General features: G+C 67.4%; 19 protein-coding genes. 15 read left to right on the forward strand and 4 right to left on the reverse strand.

Annotation, left to right across the window (positions count from 1 at the left end; translation table 11 throughout):
- From pheS to JHD80_RS19615, 8 genes are all read left to right on the forward strand, one after another.
- The coding region (gene pheS, locus JHD80_RS19580) for a phenylalanine--tRNA ligase subunit alpha (protein ID WP_199090858.1) at positions 1 to 910 on the forward strand (910 nt) is incomplete at its 5' end.
- 28 nt (positions 911 to 938) lie between these two features.
- Positions 939 to 2120 carry a ceramide glucosyltransferase gene (locus JHD80_RS19585; protein ID WP_199090860.1) on the forward strand — a complete coding sequence of 394 codons (1182 nt, stop codon included), beginning with the start codon at positions 939 to 941 and terminating at the stop codon, positions 2118 to 2120.
- Entirely contained in the window at positions 2074 to 2535 is a 462-nt protein-coding gene (locus JHD80_RS19590; protein ID WP_248311663.1) for an ASCH domain-containing protein, read from the forward strand. The genes JHD80_RS19585 and JHD80_RS19590 overlap by 47 nt, the downstream gene beginning before the upstream one ends.
- Positions 2532 to 4955, forward strand: coding sequence for a phenylalanine--tRNA ligase subunit beta (gene pheT / locus JHD80_RS19595; protein ID WP_199090862.1), 2424 nt, complete (start codon positions 2532 to 2534; stop codon positions 4953 to 4955). The genes JHD80_RS19590 and pheT overlap by 4 nt, the downstream gene beginning before the upstream one ends.
- 317 nt (positions 4956 to 5272) lie before the next feature.
- Positions 5273 to 6088, forward strand: coding sequence for an alpha/beta fold hydrolase (locus tag JHD80_RS19600; protein ID WP_349237309.1), 816 nt, complete (start codon positions 5273 to 5275; stop codon positions 6086 to 6088).
- A complete protein-coding gene (locus tag JHD80_RS19605; RefSeq protein WP_199090866.1) occupies positions 6085 to 7161 on the forward strand; it encodes a tartrate dehydrogenase in 1077 nt (358 codons plus the stop codon). The genes JHD80_RS19600 and JHD80_RS19605 overlap by 4 nt, the downstream gene beginning before the upstream one ends.
- A 30-nt stretch (positions 7162 to 7191) precedes the next feature.
- Complete coding sequence (locus JHD80_RS19610; protein WP_199090868.1) at positions 7192 to 7896, forward strand: TerC family protein; 705 nt, start codon at positions 7192 to 7194, stop codon at positions 7894 to 7896.
- A gap of 27 nt (positions 7897 to 7923) precedes the next feature.
- Positions 7924 to 8664 (forward strand): TerC family protein, encoded by a 741-nt coding sequence (locus JHD80_RS19615; protein ID WP_199090870.1) that lies wholly within the window; start codon positions 7924 to 7926, stop codon positions 8662 to 8664.
- A gap of 9 nt (positions 8665 to 8673) precedes the next feature.
- Here the strand turns inward: JHD80_RS19615 and JHD80_RS19620 are convergent, their stop codons facing one another.
- A complete protein-coding gene (locus tag JHD80_RS19620) occupies positions 8674 to 9282 on the reverse strand; it encodes a 4'-phosphopantetheinyl transferase family protein (RefSeq protein ID WP_199090873.1) in 609 nt (202 codons plus the stop codon).
- Between the two features lie 267 nt (positions 9283 to 9549).
- On the opposite strand from JHD80_RS19620, the gene JHD80_RS19625 reads away from it, so the two are divergent.
- The 4 genes from JHD80_RS19625 (at position 9550) to JHD80_RS19640 (ending at position 11938) form a co-directional block, all read left to right on the forward strand.
- Entirely contained in the window at positions 9550 to 10281 is a 732-nt protein-coding gene (locus tag JHD80_RS19625) for an AzlC family ABC transporter permease (protein ID WP_248311664.1), read from the forward strand.
- Entirely contained in the window at positions 10268 to 10585 is a 318-nt protein-coding gene (locus JHD80_RS19630) for an AzlD family protein (RefSeq protein ID WP_199090875.1), read from the forward strand. Before JHD80_RS19625 ends, JHD80_RS19630 begins: the two co-directional genes overlap by 14 nt.
- A gap of 277 nt (positions 10586 to 10862) precedes the next feature.
- The gene (locus tag JHD80_RS19635) at positions 10863 to 11735 is read left to right on the forward strand and encodes a branched-chain amino acid aminotransferase (RefSeq protein WP_199090877.1); all 873 of its coding nucleotides are present in this window, start codon (positions 10863 to 10865) and stop codon (positions 11733 to 11735) included.
- A gap of 38 nt (positions 11736 to 11773) precedes the next feature.
- Complete coding sequence (locus tag JHD80_RS19640) at positions 11774 to 11938, forward strand: hypothetical protein (protein ID WP_199090879.1); 165 nt, start codon at positions 11774 to 11776, stop codon at positions 11936 to 11938.
- Here the strand turns inward: JHD80_RS19640 and murJ are convergent, their stop codons facing one another.
- Together murJ and JHD80_RS19650 are read right to left on the reverse strand one after the other, a co-directional pair.
- Positions 11939 to 13465, reverse strand: a complete 1527-nt coding sequence (murJ, locus tag JHD80_RS19645) for a murein biosynthesis integral membrane protein MurJ (RefSeq protein WP_199090881.1) — start codon at positions 13463 to 13465, stop codon at positions 11939 to 11941.
- A 116-nt stretch (positions 13466 to 13581) separates the two neighbouring features.
- Entirely contained in the window at positions 13582 to 14604 is a 1023-nt protein-coding gene (locus JHD80_RS19650; RefSeq protein ID WP_349237310.1) for a glycosyltransferase family 2 protein, read from the reverse strand.
- 257 nt (positions 14605 to 14861) lie between these two features.
- Here JHD80_RS19650 and JHD80_RS19655 point away from each other — a divergent pair, with 257 nt between their 5' ends.
- The gene (locus JHD80_RS19655) at positions 14862 to 15695 is read left to right on the forward strand and encodes a ChbG/HpnK family deacetylase (RefSeq protein ID WP_199090885.1); all 834 of its coding nucleotides are present in this window, start codon (positions 14862 to 14864) and stop codon (positions 15693 to 15695) included.
- Between the two features lie 114 nt (positions 15696 to 15809).
- Positions 15810 to 17495, forward strand: coding sequence for a methyl-accepting chemotaxis protein (locus JHD80_RS19660; RefSeq protein WP_199090887.1), 1686 nt, complete (start codon positions 15810 to 15812; stop codon positions 17493 to 17495).
- Between the two features lie 206 nt (positions 17496 to 17701).
- On the opposite strand, the gene JHD80_RS19665 is transcribed toward JHD80_RS19660, so the two are convergent.
- Positions 17702 to 18298, reverse strand: coding sequence for a superoxide dismutase (locus JHD80_RS19665; protein ID WP_047581229.1), 597 nt, complete (start codon positions 18296 to 18298; stop codon positions 17702 to 17704).
- A gap of 316 nt (positions 18299 to 18614) precedes the next feature.
- Here JHD80_RS19665 and JHD80_RS19670 point away from each other — a divergent pair, with 316 nt between their 5' ends.
- On the forward strand, positions 18615 to 19985 hold the full coding sequence (locus tag JHD80_RS19670) for a hypothetical protein (RefSeq protein WP_199090889.1): 1371 nt from the start codon (positions 18615 to 18617) through the stop codon (positions 19983 to 19985).
- The last annotated feature ends 8 nt before the right edge of the window (positions 19986 to 19993 follow it).

The following is a 19993-nucleotide window of genomic DNA, read 5'->3' on the forward strand; positions in this document are numbered from 1 at the left end:
GCAGATCAACGGCCTGCGCGATCGGGTTCAGAGTGCGATCGCGGCGCGCAAGGAAGCGCTGGGCGAGGCTGCTCTCGAAGCCCGGCTCGCCTCCGAGCGCGTCGATATCTCGCTGCCGGTGCAGGACGGCCCGGAGGCGCGCGGCCGCATTCATCCGATCAGCCAGGTCATCGACGAGATCACCGCGATCTTCGGCGACATGGGCTTCGCCATCGCCGAGGGGCCGGATGTCGAGACCGACGACCTCAACTTCACCAAGCTCAACTTCCCGGTCGGCCATCCCGCCCGCGAGATGCACGACACCTTCTTCTTCGCGCCGGACGAGAACGGCGAGCGCAAGCTTTTGCGCACCCATACCTCGCCGGTCCAGGTCCGCACCATGCTGGCGCAGCAGCCGCCGATCCGCGTGATCTGCCCGGGCCGGACCTATCGCAACGATTCCGACCAGACCCACACGCCGATGTTCCATCAGGTCGAGGGGCTCGTCATCGACAAGTCCGCCAATCTCGGCCACCTCAAGTGGATCCTCGAGGAGTTCTGCAAGTCCTTCTTCGAGATCGACGACGTGAAGATGCGCTTCCGCCCGTCCTTCTTCCCCTTCACCGAGCCCTCGATGGAGGTCGACATCCAGTGCTCGCGCAAGGGCGGCGAAATCCGCTTCGGCGAGGGCGACGACTGGCTGGAGATCCTCGGCTGCGGCATGGTCCACCCGAACGTGCTGCGCAATTGCGGGCTCGATCCGGAGGTCTATCAGGGCTTCGCCTGGGGCATGGGGATCGACCGCATCGCCATGCTGAAATACGGCATGCCGGACCTGCGCCCCTTCTTCGAGGCGGATGTGCGATGGCTCGCGCATTACGGCTTCCGCCCGCTCGACCTGCCGACGCTGACGGGCGGCCTCTCGTCATGACGGCACGGGCCGGGCAGGGGAGGGCGCGATGACGCCTGCGGGCTGGGCGGCGACGATCGCCGTGCTGCTGGTCGTGATGAACCTGCTCAGCCAGGCCATCGCGCTCTGGCGGCTGCGCCGGCCCCTGCAGCGCTCGGCCCTGCTCGACACCCTGCCGCCGGTCACGATCGTCCGGCCGGTGCGCGGTATCGAGGCCTTCAGCCGGGAGACGGCAGTCTCGGGGCTGGAACTCGATTATCCCCGCTACAGCACGGTCTTCTGCGTCGCCGACGCGCATGACCCTATCATCCCGCTGATCGAGGAACTGATCGGCATCTACGGTCCCGAGAAGGTCCGCCTGATCGTCGGCGACGTGCCGGTCAGCGCCAATCCCAAGCTCAACAACTGCGTGCGCGGCTGGGAAGCGGCGGCGACCGACTGGGTCATCCTCGCCGATTCCAACGTGCTGATGCCCCGGGACTATATCCAGCGCATGCTGGCCGCCTGGCAGCCCACGACCGGCCTCGTCTGCTCGACGCCGGCCGGCTCCCGGCCGCTGTGCTTCGGTGCCGAGGTCGAGTGCGCCTTCCTCAACGCCTTCCAGGCGCGCTGGCAATATGTCGGCGAGGCGCTGGGCCTCGGCTTCGCGCAGGGCAAGTCGATGCTCTGGAACAAGCCGTTCCTCGACGCCAATGGCGGCATCGCCGCGCTCGGCGCCGAGATCGCGGAGGATGCGGCTTCGACCAAGCTGGTGCGCGCCACTGGCCGGCATGTCCATCTCGTCGGCCAACCCTTCGAGCAGCCGCTTGGCCGGCGCCGACTGAGGGACGCCGTGCAGCGCCAGTTCCGCTGGGCGCGGCTCCGGCGCGTGACGTTCCTGCCCTTCTTCTTGCTGGAAATTCTGTCCACGCCCTTCCTCGCCGCCGTGCTCGCAGCCTTCGGCGCTTCGGCCATCGGCTTGCCGGTCTGGCTCGCGCCGCTGCTCGTGCTGCTGGTCTGGTATGCCGGCGATATCCTGCTGTCCGCGAGCGTCGGCTGGTTCCTGAATTGGCGCTCGCCCTTCGCCATGCTGGCGCGCGACATCGCCTTCCCCGGCATCTGGGCTTACGCCTTCGTCGGCGGCGAGGTGAGCTGGCGCGGCAACGCCATGAAGATCAGCACCGACGGCGCCAACAAGCTCAACGATGCGCTGCCGGCGGCGCCGGGCCAAGTGGGGCGCGATGCGCGCTGACCTCCTAGCATCCGTTCCCGAGCGCTATCGCGGCTGCCCGAGCTTTTCCTTCGGGGACAGCCCGGAGCTCGCGACGGAGCTTGCTGCGCTGGTCGTCAGCGGCCGCAAGATCGCGACGGCGAACACGCTCGATGCGCCCGATTGCCCCAAGCTCAATGAGCTCTGGATCGTGCTCGACGGCACAGGCCGGCCCGTCTGCGTCATCGAGACGCTCGAACTCGTGCCGCGCCGCTTCGACGAAGTTGACGAGGCCTTCGCCTTCGACGAAGGGGAGGGGGACCGCTCCCTGGCCTTCTGGCGGGATGCCCACGAATCCTATTTCCGGCGCATCGGTGTCTTCAGCCCCGACATGCCCTTGCTTTGCGAACGCTTCCGTCTGGTGGAAGTGTTCGCCCCGATGGACGTAGACGCATGAAGTTCACGATCTCCTGGCTCAAAGAGCATCTCGACACCGACGCCTCCGTTGCGGAGATCACCGATGCCCTGAACCGCGTCGGCCTCGAGGTCGAGGCGATCGAAGATCGCGCCGCCGCGCTCTCCGCCTTCACCATCGCCTATGTCATCGAGGCGAAGCCGCATCCGAACGCCGACCGCCTGCGCGTCTGCATGGTCGATACCGGCGCGGGCGAACCCGTGCAGGTCGTCTGCGGCGCGCCGAACGCCCGCACCGGCATGAAGGGCGTGTTCTCGCCGCCGGGCAGCTACATCCCCGGCAAGAAGGTCACGCTCGGCAAGGGCGTGATCCGCGGCGTCGAATCGAACGGCATGCTGGTCTCGGAAGCCGAGCTCGAGCTCTCCGACGATCATGACGGCGTCATCGATCTGCCGGCGGATGCGCCCGTCGGCCAGCCCTACGCGCTCTATGCCGGGCTCGACGATGCCGTGATCGAGATCGCGGTGACGCCGAACCGCGCGGATGCGCTTGGGCTAGCCGGCATCGCCCGCGACCTCGCCGCCGCCGGCCTCGGCAAGCTGAAGTCGAAGGCTATCCAGCCGATCGGCGGCTCCTTCCCGTGCCCGGTCAAGGTCACGCTGGATTTCGCTGGCGACGACAAGAAGCTCTGCCCGGCTTTCGCATTGCGCCTCGTGCGCGGCGTCAAGAACGGCCCCTCGCCGGACTGGCTGCAGGCTCGTCTGCGCGCCGTCGGCCTCAGGCCCATCAACGCGCTGGTCGACATCACCAATTTCATGACGCTCGACCGCAACCGGCCACTGCATGTCTTCGACGCCGCCAAGGTGAAGGGTAACCTCACCGTCCGCCGCGCCAAGGCAGGCGAGACCATCCTCGCACTCGACGGCAAGACCTATACGCTGACCGAGGAGCAGGTCGTGATCGCCGACGAGCACGGCGTCGAGTCGCTCGCCGGCATCATGGGCGGCGAGGCCTCGGGCTCAAGCGAGGCGACCACCGACGTGCTGATCGAGAGCGCGCTCTGGGACCCGCTGAACGTCGCTCGTTCGGGCCGCGCGCTCGGCATCAATTCGGATGCGCGCTACCGTTTCGAGCGTGGCGTCGATCCCGATTTCGCCCGTCCCGGCCTCGATCTCGCAACCGCGATGGTGATCGAGCTCTGCGGTGGCGAGGCCTCCGAGATGGAATTCGTCGGCGAACTGCCCGCCAGCCCGGCCGCGATCGATTTCCCCTGGTCCGAGGTCAAGCGCCTGACCGGGCTCGACCTGCCGCAGGACGAGATGCAGGCGGCGCTGACTTCGCTCGGCTTCGACGTCTCGGGCACTGGTGAACGGGTGAAGGTCGCGGTCCCGTCCTGGCGGGCCGATGTCGGCGGCAAGGCTGATCTCGTCGAGGAGATCGTCCGCATCGCCGGGCTCGACCGCGTCGCCTCGACGCCGCTGCCGCGCATCAAGGGCGAGGTCGTCAAGCCGGTGCTGACCGTGCTGCAGAAGCGCACCCGCACCGCCAAGCGCACGCTCGCGGCGCGCGGCCTCGTCGAGGCCGTGACCTGGTCCTTCATCTCGCATGACCAGGCCAAGCTCTTCGGCGGGGGCTCGCCGAAGCTTGCGCTCGCCAACCCGATCGCGGCGGATCTCTCGGACATGCGGCCTTCGCTGCTGCCGGGGCTGATCCGTGCCGCGCAGAGCAACGCGGATCGCGGTTTCCCGGATGTCGCGCTGTTCGAGGTCGGGCAGGTCTTCAAGAGCGACGAGCCGGAAGGCCAGCTCATCGCCGCGACCGGCCTGCGCCGCGGCACCGCCCGTCTCGACGGCACCGGCCGGCGCTGGGATGGCGGCGCCAAGCCCGTCGACGTCTTCGATGCCAAGGCCGATGTGCTCGGCCTGCTCTCCGGGCTCGGCATCCCGACCGGCGGTCTCCAGATCGTCGCTGGCGGCCTGGCCTGGGCGCATCCCGGCCGTTCGGCCACGCTCCAGTTCGGCCCTAAGGGCGTGATCGGCGCCTTCGGCGAGGTCCATCCCAAGATCCTTCGGGCGCTCGACGTGAAGGGTCCGCTGGTCGCCTTCGAGATCCATCTGGATACGCTGCCGCTGCCCAAGGCCAAGCCGACCAAGGTCAAGCCGAAGCTCGCGCTTTCCGACTTCCAGCCGGTGACACGCGACTTCGCCTTCATCGTCGACAAGGCGGTGGCGGCCGGCGACATGGTCAAGACGGCGCAAGGCGCGGATCGCGCGCTGATCGCCAATGTCGGCGTCTTCGATCTCTACGAGGGCGCGGGCGTCGAGGCCGGCAAGAAGTCGGTCGCGCTCGCGGTCACCTTGCAGCCGACCGAGAAGACGCTGACCGAAGCCGAGATCGAGGCCGTCGGCAGCAAGATCGTCGCCGAGATCGGCAAGCGCTATGGCGCGACGCTGCGCGGCTAAGACCGTCTCGTCGTCATGGTCGGGCTTGTCCCGACCATCCACGCCTTCGCTGCTCGAAGGCCGTGTTCAAGACGTGGATGCTCGCCACAAGGGCGAGCATGACGGCTCAGGCTGCCACGGCCCCAGAGCCGACCCTTCCAACCATTGATCGAGATTATGTAATAATCCGTGCGCGAAATCCCCGGGCTTTCGGGGTAAGCGCTGACGTATTCTTGCATTGCTGCGGTCCTATGGTTCTCACCGAACGTCCCGTTACGGACAATCTGTTCCCTGGCTTTCGCCTGCTCGACGTCCAGACGTCGGGGCCGCGGATTCGCGTGCGGACGGGCGGGGAGGGGCCGCCGCTGCTCCTGCTCCACGGCTATCCGCAGACGCATGTGATGTGGCGCCGCGTCGCGCCCCGGCTGGCCGAGCGTTTCACCCTGGTCTGCCCGGATCTGCGTGGCTACGGCGATTCCGAAAAGCCGCCGAGCGCCGCCGATCACGCGCCATACGCGAAGCGCGCCATGGCGCAGGACATGGCCGAGGTCATGAGCGCGCTCGGCCACGAGCGGTTCTTCGTCGGCTCGCATGACCGTGGTGCGCGCGTTGCGCACCGGCTGGCGCTCGACCATGGCGAGCGCGTGCTGAAGCTTGCGACCCTCGACATCGCGCCGACGCGCGAGATGTACCGCGACACGACCGACGCCTTCGCCCGCGGCTACTGGCACTGGTTCTTCCTGATCCAGCCGGCGCCGATGCCCGAGCGCATGATTGAGAGCGATCCGGAGTTCTACTGGACGAGCCGGCGCGCCTCCGACATGCGGCTGTTCGAGCCGGAGGCGCTCGCCGAATATCTGCGCTGCTTCCGCGATCCCGCGATGATCCATGCCAGCTGCGAGGATTATCGCGCCGCTGCGACGATCGACATCGCCCATGACGATGCTGATTCCGGCCGCAAGCTCGCCATGCCGCTGCTGGCGCTCTGGGGCGAGCGCGGCATCATCGGCAAGTGCTTCGACCCTCTGGCCTTGTGGCGCGAGCGTGCGCAGGATGTGCGCGGCCACGCCCTCCCGGGCGGGCATTATCTCGCGGAAGAGGTCCCCGATCTCGTCGCCGCGGAGTTCGAAGCCTTTTTCGGAGAAGCCGTATGACTGGGACCAACCGCGTTTACCGCATCGCCGTGATCCCCGGCGACGGCATCGGCAAGGAAGTCATGCCCGAGGGTCTCCGCGTGCTCGCGGCCGCCTCGAAGAAATACGGCTTCGAATTGCGTCTCGACGAGTTCGATTTCTCCTCCTGCGACTACTTCGCCAAGCACGGCAAGATGCTGCCGGACGACTGGAAGGAGAAGATCGGCGGCCATGACGCGATCTATTTCGGCGCCGTCGGCATGCCCCAGCAGGTGCCGGACCATATCTCGCTTTGGGGCTCGCTCCTGCTGTTCCGGCGCGAGTTCGACCAATACGTCAACCTGCGCCCCGTGCGGCTGATGCCGGGCGTTCCCGGCCCGCTCGCCAACCGCAAGCCCGGCGATATCGACTTCTTCGTCGTCCGCGAGAACACCGAGGGCGAGTATTCCTCCGTCGGCGGTCGCATGTATGCCGGCACCGAGCGCGAGATCGTCATCCAGGAGACGGTGATGAGCCGCGTCGGCGTCGATCGCGTCTTGAAATACGCTTTCGAACTGGCCCAGCGTCGCCCGCGCAAGAAGCTGACCTCGGCCACCAAGTCCAACGGCATCTCCATCACCATGCCGTACTGGGACGAGCGGGTGAAGGAGATGGCCAAGAATTATCCGGGCGTTGCCGTCGACCAGTACCATATCGACATCCTGACCGCGCATTTCGTCCTGAATCCGGACCGCTTCGACGTCGTCGTCGCCTCCAACCTGTTCGGCGACATCCTCTCCGATCTCGGCCCGGCCTGCACCGGCACGATCGGCATCGCCCCCTCCGGCAACATCAATCCGACGGGCGACCATCCTTCGTTGTTCGAGCCGGTCCATGGCTCAGCGCCGGATATCGCGGGCCAGGGCATCGCCAATCCCGTCGGCATGATCTGGTCGGGCGCGATGATGCTCGACCATCTCGGCGAGCACGAGGCCGCCAAGGGGATCGAGGCCGCGATCGAGCGCGCGCTCGGCGACGCCCGCACCCGCACCCGCGATCTCGGCGGCTCGCTCGGCACGGAAGCCGCCGGCAAGGCGGTCGAGCAGGCGCTGTGAGCCGGAATTTGGCTGCAAGGATTTGATGAAATGGATTTGTCGTCGGTCTCCTTCGTCGACCCGCTTGTCTGGGGCAAGCTGGCCGAGATCGTCCTGCTCAACATCGTGCTGTCCGGCGACAACGCCGTCGTCATCGCGCTCGCCTGCCGCGCGCTGGCGCCGGCGCAGCGGACCAAGGGCATCGCGCTCGGTGCGGGCGTCGCGGTCGTGCTGCGCGTGGTCTTCACGGTGCTGATCGCCTCGCTGCTCAACACGCCCTTTCTGCGCATCGTCGGCGCGGGCCTGCTGATCTGGATCGCGGTGAAACTGATCGTCGAGGACGAGGGCCAGGACGAGGATTCGATCACGGCCAGCAGCAAGCTCTGGAAGGCGGTGCAGACGGTGGCGATCGCCGACATCGTCATGAGCCTCGACAACGTGCTCGCCATCGCCGCCGTCGCCAAGGATTCGATCCCGCTGCTGGTCGCGGGCCTGATCATCTCGATCCCGCTGATCGTGCTCGGCGCCTCGCTGATCACCAACCTGCTGACGCGCTTCCCGATCCTGGTCTGGGCGGGTGCGGCGCTGCTCGGCTGGGTCGCCGGCGAGATGTTCGACAGCGACCCCTGGCTGATCGGCCGCTTCGGCGAGGAGTTGCTGCACAAGCTGGAATATCCGGCCGCGATCCTGGGCGCCCTGCTCGTGGTCAGCCTCGGCTACTTCATCAAATCGCGCCGGCCCGATCCGGCGCACTGACCACCCGGCAATAGGGCAAAAACAACGATGGATTTCTCCTCCTCCACCTTCTGGATCTCGCTGCTGCAGATCATCTGGATCGACCTGCTGCTGTCGGGCGACAACGCGATCGTCATCGCGCTCGCCTGCCGGTCGCTGCCGGAGAACCGCAAGAAGATCGGCATCTGGCTCGGCGCCAGCGCGGCGGTCGGCCTGCGCATCATCTTCGCGCTGGTCGTGACCTATCTGCTCGGCGTGCCCTATCTGAAGGTGATCGGCGGCGTCCTGCTGTTCTGGATCGCCATCAAGCTCGCCGTCGGCGAGGATGAGGCTCATGCGGACATCGAGGCCAGCACCAGTCTCTGGAAGGCGGTGCGCACCATCGCCATCGCCGACGCGGTGATGAGCCTCGACAACGTCATCGCCATCGCCGCCGCCTCGCGCGGCCATGCCGAGCTCTTCATCTTCGGCCTGCTGCTCTCGATCCCGCTGATCATCATGGGCGCCCAGCTCCTGACCTCGATCATCGAGCGTTTCCCGATCCTGGTCTGGCTCGGCGCGGCGCTGCTCGGCTGGATCGCGGCCGAGATGATCCTCGGCGATATCGCGGTGCTGCGCTGGCTGCAGGCGAACTGGCCGACCTGGGTCGTCCCGGTTTCCACCGATGTGAGCCCGCTCGGCATCGGCCCGGCCAACCTGCCGCATTATGCGGCGGCGGTGATCGGCGCGGTCTTCGTCTGCATCATGGGCTACGTCCTGAAGAAGAAGCCGGCCAGCCAGCCGGGCTGAGGCCCGGCTTCAGTCGAGAACGATCGCTGCGGCGGCCAGGACATCCTGGCCGCCGTTTTTCATGAGACGCAGTTCGCCTTGGGCTTCCGTACCTTGCCGTGGATCGACGATCCCGAAGCGCGTCTCCGATAACAGCGACACGCAGAAGCTCTCGGGCGGCCGGGTGAAGCCGGTGCCGAGCGCCTTCACATAGGCCTCCTTCGCGGCCCAGAGCCGGGCGAAGGCGAGGGGGCGAGCGGCGGCACCTGTCACAGCCAGAAGCCGGCGCTCGTCCGGATGGAGCAGGTCGAGCGGCGGGGGCGCTTCAGCATCGACGCGCTCGACATCCACGCCGATCGGGCGCGCGGCCAAGCCGACCACGACGATGCCGGCCCGCGTCGCCAGCGACAAATGAAGATGGGGCGTCCCGGGCAAAGCGAGGAACGGCCGACCGGCGGTGTCATGCTCGATGGCGACGTCGTCCTCACGGCATGCGACCTGTCGCGCCACGATCCGCCGCGCAACGCCGCGCCGTAATGCGGAGCGCTCCGTCAGGTTGAGTGGATGCGCGCCCGTCCGGACCAGCCAGATCGCGGGCAGGGCGGGGGAGACGGCATCGACATCCTCGGACCAGTGCATAGGCCACTTCTAGGACACGCGCATTCGTTCGGAAACGCGTCGTCGTTCCGGACAAGCCGTGCGAGCGGCCCCGATCCGGAATCCGTCGTAAGGCCGGGCGTTCTATGATGGATTCCGGACAAGCCCGGAATAACGGCGCGTTTCCGCGGAAAATCGAACAGGCTCAAGAGTTCCTGCCGAAGGCTGTCGCGCCCTGCGCGGAATTCATGCAGCCGCGCCGTTCCTGCGCGTTGACCTTCGCGCCGGCTTTCCGCTTCTGGAAGGATCATGTCAGCCGATCCGAATATGCAGCCGGCCGCCTCCGACGCGCCGATCACCGCCGCCGGCATGATGCTCGGCCTGCGCAAGGTTTCGGTGCTGATGCCCGGCATCGTCGTCTTCGCCGTCGCCTTCGGTGCGGCGGCGTCAGCGAAGGGGTTGAGCCTGTTCGAGACCTTGCTGATGAGCGGCTTCGTCTATGCGGGCGTAGCCCAACTCGTCTCGCTGGAGCTCTGGCGTCCCGAATGGACCTGGGGGGCCATCGCCGGCATCGCGGTGGTCACCGCGACCGTCAACGCCCGCATGGTGCTGCAGGGCGCCTCGCTGCAGCCCTGGTTCGCGAAATACCCGAAGACGCTCAACGCCTTCCATCTCTTCTTCTTCACCGATGCCAACTGGCTGATCGGCACGCGCTACCGGGCCGAGGGCGGGCGCGATCTCGGCGTGCTGGTCGGCGCAGGGCTCGCGCTCTGGCTGGTTTGGGTCATCGCGACGGGTGGCGGCTACATGCTCGGCGCGCTGGTCAGCGATCCCCGCCGCTACGGCATCGACCTCGTCATGCCGATCTTCTTCGCCGCGATGATCGTGCCGCTCTGGCGCGGCAAGCGCGGCATGGTGCCCTGGGTCGTCGCAGGCATGGTCGCGCTGGTCACGGCACGGCTTATCGACGGCTACGCCTTCATCATCGTCGGCTCGCTCGCCGGCGCGATCACGGGAGCGTTCCGCGATGACGCTGCCTGATCTCGGCACCTGGGGCGCGCTCATCGCCATCACCGCGATGGCGGCCGCGACCTATCTCTGCCGCATCTCCGGCGTGGCGCTGATGAGCATCATCCCGCTGACCCCGCATGTCCGGCGCGGGCTCGCGGCCCTGCCCGGCTCGATCGTCGTGGCGACCGTCCTGCCGCTGGTCGAGCGGCTGGGCTGGGCTGCGGCGGTTGCGCTGCTAGCCGCTGTCGGCACCATGATCCTGCGGCGCAGCGAGCTCCTGGCGCTGCTCGTCGGCATGGCCGCGATCTCAGGCCTGCGGGCGCTCGGCTTCTAGGACGATTGCCAATGGAGCCCTCATCCTGAGGAGCGCCGCAGGCGCGTCTCGAAGGATGGTCCAGATGGCTCCGGAGCCTCCTGGAGCATCCTTCGAGACGCGGGCTTTGCCCGCTCCTCAAAATGAGGGCCGAGTTTCGCCAAGCTTCCGATCCATCACCCCTTCCGATCGCTTCCATCACATCACGTCATCCCGATATGCACCGCCGCATGTTGACGGCGAAGGACGGGGGGAGGACGGTGCGGCTGAGTTAAATCGCCTACAATGGAGCGCCGTCATGGCATGGTATTCTCAGACGTGGACCTGGTTCGATGGCGCCTGGCATGAGGGCAACCCCGGCATCGTCGGTCCGCGCAGCCATGTGCTCTGGCAGGCTTCCTCGGTCTTCGACGGCGGCCGCTATTTCGACGGCGTCGCGCCGGACATCGACCTGCACGCCGCCCGCGTCAACCGCTCGGCGACGGCACTCGGCCTGAACCCGACCGTCGAGGCCGATTTCATCGTCGGGAAGATGTTCGAGGGCGTCAAGAAATTCGCCCCCGGCACGGCGATCTACGTCAAGCCGATGTACTGGGGCGAGGCCGATGGCCCGTCGACCATCATGCCCGATCCGGAATCGACCCAGTTCGCGCTCTGCCTGTTCGAGGCGGCGATGCCGCAGCCGACGGCCGGCTTCTCGGTGACCAAGGGCGCCTTCCGCCGCCCGAGCTACGAGACCGCCCCGACCGACGCCAAGGCGGGCTGCCTCTATCCGAACAATGCCCGCGTGCTGAAGGCGGCGAAGGCTGCCGGCTTCGACAATGCGCTGGTGCTCGACATGCAGGGCAATGTCGCGGAGACCGCGACCTCGAACATCTTCCTCGCCAAGGACGGCGTCGTGAAGACCCCGGTCCCGAACGGCACCTTCCTGAACGGCATCACCCGCCAGCGCGTCATCAAGCTGCTGCGCGACAGCGGCGTGCCGGTCGAGGAATGCAGCCTGCGCTATGAGGATTTCGAGCAGGCCGACGAGATCTTCATGTCCGGCAACTACTCGAAGTGCATGCCGGTGACCCGCATCGACAACCGCACGCTCCAGCCCGGCCCGCTCTTCCGCCGCGCCCGCGAGCTCTACATGGACTACGCCCACAGCAAGCCGAAGGCCGCCTGAGCCTCAAGGCCTGATCCCCGGCGCGGCTCGCCACGCGGTTGACCGAGCGCCTCGGCATCGCCCATCCCATCCTGTCGGCGCCGATGGCGCTGGCAGGCGGCAGGGCGCTGGCCGCGGCGGTCACGCGCGCTGGCGAGATCGCCGAGCGCATGGTGGCGGAAGCGACCGCGTTGCTCGGTGGAGCAGGGCGTTTCGTCGCCTGATCAGCGCAGCAGCCTGAGCAGCCCCGTCACCTTGAGCAGGCCGCCGGCCAGCACGGCGTAGACGAGAGCCGCCACACCCGACACCAGCAGCACGGTCATCAGCAACGGCTCGAAGGGCAAGGCTGCGGTGAGCTTCAGCGCCAGCGGCTTGCCCCACCAAGCCAGCGCACTGCAGATCGCCGCAGCGCCGCAGACGATGGCCGCGAAGCCCGGCAGGTGCCGGTCCGGCGCGGTCCAGCCGCGTCGCTTGGCCAGGACGAACAGCGTGATCAGGTTGACCCAGGCGCCGGTTGCGGTCGCCAGCGCCAGGCCCGGCGCGCCCCAGTCGCGCCAGAGCAGGAGCTTCAGCGCGAGATTGCAGGCGATGGCCGCCAGCGCGACCAGCATCGGCGTGGTCGTGTCGCCGCGCGCCTGGAAGGCCGAGACCTGCGCGCGGATCATCACGATCGCCGGCAGGCCGAGCGCATAGGCGAAGAGCACGGCACCGGCCGCGGCGCTCGCCTGCGCATCGAAGGCGCCGCGCTGGAACAGGCCGGCGACCATCAGTTCGGGCACGGCGACGAAGGCCGCGACGAAGGGCGCGCTGGCAACGAGCGAGATCGCGATGGCACGGTTCTGCGCGCGGTTGGCGGCCGCGTCGTCGCCACGCGCGATGGCGCGGCTCATCGCCGAGAGCGCGACGGTGCCCACCGCGATGGCGATCAGCCCGAGCGGCAGTTGGTAGAGCCGTTCGGCATAGTAGAGCGCCGCATAGCCGCCGCGGGGCAAAAGCGAGGCGATGATCGTGTCGGCGAAGATCGCGATCTGCACGCCGGCCGAGCCGATCACGGCGGGCCCGAACATCTTGAGGAAGCGCCGGACGCCGGCATCCGCCCGTGGGCGCACCAGCCTGCTCGACACGCCGGCCCGCTTGGCCGCGACATAGAGCACGATCCATTGCGCGACGCCGGAGATCGCGACGCCCCAGGCGGCAGCATGGGCGGCGCTCGGAAACAGGAAGGGCACGGCCAGCGCGCCGACGATGAAGACGTTGAGCAGGATCGGCGCGGCGGCGAAGGCGGCATAGCGCTCGACCGCGTTGAGCGTCGCGCCGAGGAAGGTGACCATGGTCACGAACAGCAGATAGGGGAAGGTGATCCGCGTCAGCGCGACCGCAAGCTCGAAGACGGCCGGATCCTTCGCGAAGCCCGGCGCCAGCAGTCTGACCAGCCAGGGCATGAGCGGTAGCGCCAGCGCCAAGAGGACGACCTGCACGATAAACTGGACGGTAAAGAGCCGGTCGGCGAAGAGATTGGCCGCCTCCTGCCCGTCCTTCTCGGCGATCTGGGCATAGGTTGGCACATAGGCCTGGTTGACGGCGCCCTCGCCGAAGATCGCACGGAAATGATTGGGCAGCCGCAGCGCGACCGAGAACGCGTCCATCGTCGCGCCGGCGCCCAACACGGCCGCGAGCGCGATATCGCGCACGAAGCCGGTGACGCGCGAGATCAGCGTATAGCCGCCGACCGACAGGATGTTTCTGAGCATCTCCAACCTCGTCATGCTCGGGCTTGACCCGAGCATCTCGGGACGCTGAGGCGCCTGAGCCTCTTCCTGAACGAGATTCCCGGGTCAAGCCCGGGAATGACGCCCTGTCATGGTCTTTAACGGATCAGCGGCGGCAGGGCGTCGCCGCGCGGGTGGTCGACGGTGCGGGCGTCGAAGCCGACGCGCTCGCCGATCAGATAGAGCGGCCGGCGCTTCACCTCGGCGAAGATGCGCCCGACATATTCCCCGATCATGCCGAGCGAGACGAGCTGGATTCCGGAGAAAAACATGATCGAGACGATCAGCGAGGGGAAGCCGGGCAGGTCGGTGCCGAACAGCAGCGTCCGCAGCATGAAGTAGAGCGCCGAGAAGGTCGCGATCACCGCGATGAGCACGCCCGACCAGGTCGCGATCTTCAGCGGCACGGTCGAGAAGGAAGAGAGACCGTCGAAGGCGAAGGAGAACAGCTTGCCATATCTGAACTTCGACTGTCCGTGCTCGCGCTCCGCGACATGGAAGGGCACGCCGGCCGAGCGGAACCCGACCCAGGCATAGAGGCCCTTCGAGAAGCGCGCGCGTTCGGGCAGCGCCCGCAGCGCATCGACCGCCTTGCGGTCGAGCAGGCGGAAATCGCCCGCGCCTTCCGGCAGCGGCGTTTCGCCGAAATAGCCGAAGATGCGGTAGAACAGCTTGGCGAAGCCGCGCTTCATCCGGGTCTCGCCCTCGCGATCGGCGCGCTGGCCGTAGACGTTGAGATAGCCTTCGCGCCATTTGGCGAGGAAGGCGGGAATGACCTCCGGCGGATGCTGCAGATCGGCATCCATGATCACGACGGCGTCGCCGAGCGCATGGTCGAGCCCGGCCGCGATCGCGATCTCCTTGCCGAAATTGCGGCTGAAGGAGACGGCGCTGATCCGCGGATCGGCGGCATTGAGGTCGCGGATGACGGCGAGCGTGTCGTCGCGGCTGCCGTCGTCGACGAAGACGATCTCCCAGGATGCGACTTCGCCGGTCAGGGCCTCGCGCAGGCGCTCGACGAGGAGGGGCAGATTGGCGGCTTCGTTGTGCACGGGCACGACGATGGACAGCTCGGGCCAGCGGGAAGCCCGAGGCGCACGTTGAACCGGCTGGGACCCGATATCCGACACGAACGACCTTTCACCTGCGGATGTGCTCGCCGCGCGGGCGATGCGCGACGCACAGAACCGCAAAGCTCGCCGGGCGACAAGCCCGCCACGGCAAAACAGGGTACCCAATGCACTGCCCGCCAAGGGGAAAGCATGGGTCATCCCGGATCGGCGCCACTCACGCGGCATGTCCGGGATGACCTGCGCGTTTCCATCCGGAAGGCGGCACGCTATAGCCCGAATCGGGCCAACGAGGGACGACACGCGCCATGGCGAAGGGCTTCATCCTGTGCGCCGATGATTTCGCCATGACGGACGGCGTCAGCCGCGCGATTCTCGATCTCCTCGGCCGCGGCAAGCTGACCGCGACGGGCGCGATGACCAGTCGCCCGCATTGGCGTCGGCTGGCACCGGAACTCGCCGCTTTCGCCGGCCATGCCGATCTCGGCCTGCATCTCAACCTGACCTGCGCGGCCCCGCTCTCGGCGATGCCGCATCTCGCGCCGGGCGGCGCCTTGCCGGGGCTGAAGGATGTCGCGCGCGCTGCCATTCTCTCGTCTGCCGTGCGCAAGGAGATCGCGGCGGAGATCGCGCGCCAGCTCGACGCCTTCGAGGATGCGCTCGGCCGCCCGCCGGATTTCGTCGACGGGCATCAGCATGTGCATGTGCTGCCGGGAGTCCGGCGGGCACTGCTCGACAGCCTCGCCCGGCGCTATCCGGCCGGCTCGATCTACGTGCGCGACCCGGCCGACAGCCCGGCCGCCATTCGCGCGCGGGGCGTCGCGGTCGGCAAGGCCTTGGTCATCGCCGGCCTCGCCACCGGTTTCCGCAGCGCGGCGCTGAAGCGGGGCTTGCGTGTCAATCGTGGCTTTTCCGGCGTGGCGCCCTTCGATCTGCAGCGGGATTTCGCGGCGGATCTGGCTTGTTTCCTCGTCGAGCCCGGTCCGTGCCATCTCGTCATGTGCCATCCGGGCTTCCTCGATGCCGAGCTCGCAACGCTCGATCCCGTGGTGGCGCCGCGACCTGTCGAGCATGCCGCCATTGCCGGCTTCGTGCCGCCTCCCGACCTGCCGTTGCGTCGCTTCGCTGCCTTGCAGGCGTGAGCGTGGACCGCGCGTCCGCAAGCGATTTGTTTACCGGGTTCGGCCATTGTGGCGTCGGGTTGGAGGCGCCGCTCTTCACAGCAGCTTGCGCCGGTTTCGGAGATGATCGGCTCGATGAAGGTGTTCAGGCGCGTGGGCGGCGCGGGAGAGCCGGTGCAGCCGGTCGGGCAGGGCCTGGGCTCTCTCAGCCGGCAGATCGCGGCGGCCGCCGTGGCGATCGTCGCCGTGGCGATCGTCTTCGTGGTGATGGCCATCGCCCGCTACAACGATTCCCGCACGCGCGCCGATCTCGACCAGAAGGTCACCGCGCTGACGCTGATGGTCGTCAACGCCGCGCCCTCGCTGATCCTGTCGCGAGACAACAGCACGCTCGGCTATATCCTGACCTCGCTGCAGCGCGATCCTGATTTCGATGCGGGTATCGTGGCGGACGATGTCGCGGGCCTTGCTTCCTCCGGGCGCACCGTGGAGGCGCGCCTGTCGCTGACGCCGCGCTGGCTGACCGAACGGGTCGGCGAAGAGCCTTGGAAGGCGTTGGTGACGCGCAACGAGATCGACATCGAGGACGATGTCTACCTGACGAAGATTCATGCTGTTCGCGTCGGCAGCCAGCAGAAGCAGATCGGCTATGTCGCGCTGCGCTTCGACAAGACCCGCCTGGTGGCCCGCGCCGCCTGGGAGCAGTTCGTGACCATCGGGCTCGGCCTGCTCATCCTGCTCGTGCTCGGACCGCTGCTCTGGTTCTCGCTGTCGCGGACGATGCGGCCGCTGCGCAGCATGACCAAGGCGATCGTCAGCATTTCCGACGGCAACCTCTCGACGCAGATCGATGCGCTGGGCCGGCGCGACGAGATCGGCGCGATCGCGCGCGCCCTCGGCGTTCTCAAGATCCGCCTGGCCGAGCGGGCGACGCTGGAAGAGAAGCAGAGCGCGGCGGAGATCGAACGACGCTCGCGCCAGCAAAGCGTCGATCAGGCGATCACCTCGTTCCGCACCGATGTCGGCCTGGCGCTCGAGGCGTTCAAGAGCAATGCCGAGCGCATGCGCGAGGCGTCCGACGGTCTTGCCCGGGTCGCCGCCGAATCCTCCGAGCGCGCCGCGCGCGCCGCCGACAACGCTCATGGCGCCTCCGGCAATGTCGAGAACGCAGCCCAGGCCGCCGAGGAGATGGGTGCCGCCATCCGCGAGGTCGAGTTCCAGGTCCGCCGTGTCCGCACCGAGATCGTCGAGGCGGCATCCGTCTCGCGCGATACCGCAGGGTCCGTGCGGGCCCTCGACGAGACAGCCCGCGCGATCGGCGAGGTCGTCAACCTGATCCGTGACATCGCATCCCAGACCAACCTGCTCGCGCTCAACGCCACGATCGAGGCGGCGCGCGCCGGCGAGGCGGGCCGCGGCTTCGCGGTGGTGGCCAACGAGGTCAAGTCGCTGGCGGCCCAGACGGCGGACGCGACCGATCGTATCGTGGCGCAGGTCGCCGCGATCCAGGGCGCGACCGGCGAGGTCGTCGGCTCGATCCAGAATATCGCCGAGCGCATGAACGCCATCGAGAAATTCGCGAACTCGGTCGCGACCTCGATCGAGCAGCAGGCCATCGCCACCGGCGAGATCGCCAGCGGCGTGGCCATGGCCAGCACCTCGGCGCTCTCGGTGTCGAGCGATCTCAGCGTGCTCGCCGATAGCGTCGAGGAAACCGGTCGCTCGGCCGAGCAGGTGCGCGGCGCGGCCGGCGAGGTCGCCGACCAGGCGCAACGCCTCGATTCGACGGTCGACCAGTTCCTGCGCAACGTCGCCGCTTGAGCGCCGGGGCGCGCTGTCATCCCGTGCGCGCCGCAGCGTGCAATGCTGCTGCGCAGACACGGGACCGTGCGACGAGAAGGCGCCTCTTCCTGATGACGGTCCCGCATCTGCGCAGCGGCACTTCGCGCCGCGGCGCGTGCGGGATGACACCAGCAAAAAAAACGGGGCCGCGAGGCCCCGTTTTCGTATTCGGACGAATGCCCTGATTACTTGGCGGCGTCGAAGCGCTCGGCCACGTAGTCCCAGTTCACCAGGCTCTCCAGGAAGGCCTTGAGATAGTCCGGGCGACGATTGCGGTAGTCGATGTAGTAGGAGTGCTCCCAGACGTCGACGCCGAGGATCGGCGTGCCGCCATGGACGAGCGGGCTCTCGCCGTTCGGGGTCTTGCTGACGGCGAGCTTGCCACCCTTGACCTCGAGCCAGGCCCAGCCCGAGCCGAACTGGCCGACGCCGGCCGCGACGAAGTCTTCCTTGAACTTGTCGACCGAGCCGAAGGAGTCGACGATCGCCTTCTCCAGCGCGCCCGGAATCTTGCCGCCGCCATTCGGCTTCATCCACTTCCAGAAATGGAGGTGGTTGTAGTGCTGGCCGGCATTGTTGAAGACGGCGGGGTTCTTGCCATAGGAGCCCTTGACGATCTCCTCCAGCGACTTGCCCTCGAATTCCGTGCCCTTGATGGCGTTGTTGCCGTTGGTCACATAGGCGAGGTGATGCTTGTCGTGATGGTACTCGAGCGTCTCCTTCGACATGAAGGGCTGGAGCGCATCATGGGCGTAGGGAAGATCGGGAAGGGTAAAGGACATGAGGCCTCTCCTTGGGCTGTGAAATCGCTTGAAATGAGAATGGCCTGCGCAGGGCAGGCGGAGCCGTTGAGGCCCTGCCATTCCCTGCGATAGTTAAGCGCCTCCGGGCCGGTCCACAACCGCCGCGATCGCGAAAAGCATATGTCTTCTCGACAGGCCGCCACAATCGCGCCAGATTTCTCGCTCTAAGCGGTCCGGATTGGAAACTCTCTCTTATTCAATACGTTAGATAGTTGCGCAAACGCCGGCTTCGGATCGGCGTCGGTGCGGCCCCGCCAAGGATACCGAATTGATCGCGATTTTTACCGTCCTGGGTGTGCTCCTGTTCGGCGGTGGCGCCTATGCCATCTATGACGGCTGGCCCTATCTGGTGCTGGAACGCGGCTTCACGCAGGTCATCATCGGCTCGATCGCGAGCAGCGCCGGCCTGATCATGCTGTCGCTCGCATGGGTCCTGAAGGAGGTCAGGGCGACACGGCGCGCGCTGATCGAGGCGATGGCGCTCCGCCCGGAGGGGCCGGTTCCCGCGGCTGTTGTGGTCGAGCCGCAACCGGTCCCGCCGTCGCGTTCCGAATTCCCTTCCTTCTCGGACAAGGTAGCTCCTGCTGCGATCGGTGCGGTCGCCGGTGCAGTGGCGACGGGCGCCGTCGCACACGCACTGGCGTCTTCCGAAGACGAAATTCAACCTGCGCCCGCCGAGGCGCCACCAGCGTCGGCGGACCGCGATCTGTTCGGCGCCCTCGTGACGCACAACCTTCAGGAGCCGGCAGAGGAGAGTGAGCCTGAGGAGGCTCCGGAGCCCGAGCCGATCGCGGCCGAGGAAGCCGAGCCGCTGCCCGATATGTTTGAGGAGGCGCTGTCGACGGCGCCGCTACAGCCGCCCCCATACGCCTTTGCGTTCAAGGACGAGAACCTGCCGGTCGAGAAGGCGAAAGCCGAGGCCGAACCGCCCGTAGAGGCTGAAGCTTTTGCTGGGCATGACGAGCTGTCGGCCCTCGATGACCGTTCCGCGGACGAGCAACATGTCGAGGAGCAAGCGGCTGCTCAATCTCACGCCGTCGAAGCGCCCGCTACCGCCGAGGGCGAACCCGAATCCGACGAGTTCAGCGCCCTGCGCGCGAGCCTCGCGGGGCATTTGAACGAACCGGAACGCGAGACCGGCCGCATCGAGCCCTCCTTCTCGCAGGAGCCCGATCCCTTCGCGGCGGCGGAATCCTGGATGGATCGCGCTTCTCCGCGTCGCGAGCCCTGGCTGGATACGCCGCCCGTTGCCGAGCCGGAACCCGTTACGGAGGAGGTCCCTCATTGGCCGCCGCGGACGGAGCCTCATGCTTTCGAGGCACCGGCCGAGCCAGCGAGTGACGAGATCGAGACGCCGAAGGTTTCCGAAGCCGTCGCGTCGGCGTCGCATGACGAGCAGGCGGATATGGCCGGCGTGGAGCCGCAGCAGGCTGTCGCGCATGCCGAGGCGAGCGAACGGCCCGTCGAAGACGCACCGGCGCCGGCGGAGGCTCGCCCAGCTTCGGACGAGGGCATCGTCGGCGCCTATCAGGTCGGCGACGCGCATTTCACGATCTATGCCGACGGCTCGATCCGCGCCCGCACGCCCGATGGAGAGTACAGCTTCGCGTCGATGGACGAACTGAAGGTCTATCTCGCCAGCGAGAAGAGCCGGCTGGGCGTCTGATCAGACGA

It is taken from the genome of Allobosea sp. ASV33 (assembly GCF_016428755.1).
In the GTDB taxonomy this organism is placed as follows: domain Bacteria; phylum Pseudomonadota; class Alphaproteobacteria; order Rhizobiales; family Beijerinckiaceae; genus Allobosea.